The sequence below is a fragment of the Micromonospora sp. NPDC047753 genome (assembly GCF_040642735.1).
Lineage (GTDB): Bacteria > Actinomycetota > Actinomycetes > Mycobacteriales > Micromonosporaceae > Micromonospora.
On the sequence record NZ_JBEYSL010000896.1, the window covers coordinates 1 to 1,107 of the forward strand.

The 1,107-nt window shown below is 72.1% G+C and carries 2 protein-coding genes; both read right to left on the reverse strand.

What is annotated here, in order from left to right:
• On the reverse strand, nucleotides 1–799 hold a 799-nt coding region (locus ABZ749_RS35575), incomplete at its 3' end, for an urease subunit alpha (protein ID WP_357235851.1).
• Nucleotides 796–1,101 (reverse strand): urease subunit beta, encoded by a 306-nt coding sequence (ureB, locus tag ABZ749_RS35580; RefSeq protein WP_357235854.1) that lies wholly within the window; start codon nucleotides 1,099–1,101, stop codon nucleotides 796–798. The genes ureB and ABZ749_RS35575, both read right to left, overlap by 4 nt.
• Nucleotides 1,102–1,107 lie beyond the last annotated feature (6 nt).

The following is a 1,107-nucleotide window of genomic DNA, read 5'->3' on the forward strand; positions in this document are numbered from 1 at the left end:
CACCGCCGCCCTCGCTGCCGGGGCGCTGCTCGGCGCGCCCCTCGGCCACGACCACGCCTACGTGAGCCTGTCCGATCTGCACACCCCGTGGGACGCAGGCGTCGATCGCCGCCGGTGTGGTGCCCCAGTCCTCGTGCAGCTTGAAACCGCCCGCACCGGCCCGCAACTGTTCCCACAGCGCTTCGCTCGAGACGGTGTTGCCTTTGCCGAGCAGCAGCACGTTGACCGGCATGGTGTCCAGGGCCTCGTGCATCCGGGCCAGGTGCCAGGCGTTCGGGGTGACGGTTGTCGCGCGCGTTCCCTCGGCCGGCCCGGTGCCGCCGCCGACCATCGTGGTGATGCCACTGGCCAGCGCTTCGGTGACGATCTGCGGGCAGATGAAGTGCACGTGGGTGTCGACCGCGCCGGCGGTGAGGATCCGTCCGTTGCCCGCGATCACCTCCGTCGACGGGCCGATGACCAGGTCGGGGTGCACACCGGGCATGGTGTCCGGGTTGCCGGCCCGGCCGAGCGCCACTATGCGTCCGTCGCGCAGCCCCACGTCGGCCTTGACAACGCCCCAGTGGTCGAGCACCACCGCGCCGGTGATGACGGTGTCCAGGGCCCCCTCGGCGCGGGTGGCACGGGACTGCCCCATCGACTCGCGGATCACCTTCCCGCCGCCGAAGACCGCCTCGTCGCCGCCCACGCAGTGGTCGGTCTCCACCTCGATCAGCAGGTTCGTGTCGGCCAGTCTGATCCGGTCACCGGTCGTCGGACCGTACAGGTCGATGTAGCGGTCCCGCCGCACGGCGCTCACCGCGGCGACCCGTCGGCAGTGACCGCGTGCGGCGAGGGGTCCAGCGGTCCCGCGCACTCTGCGCGCAGGCCCGGCACGACACGTGCGCCGCCAAGTGGTACGAGCTCGACGCTGCGGTTGATGCCCGGCTCGAACCGGACGGAGGTGCCGGCCGGGACGGCGAGCCGCTGCCCCCAGGCCGCACTGCGGTCGAACGACAGCGCCGGGTTGGCTTCGGCGAAGTGGTAGTGCGAGCCGACCTGCACCGGGCGAGTCACTGCCCAACCACCGAACACCGCCCAGCACAGGCCGATCGTCACCAGGACGGC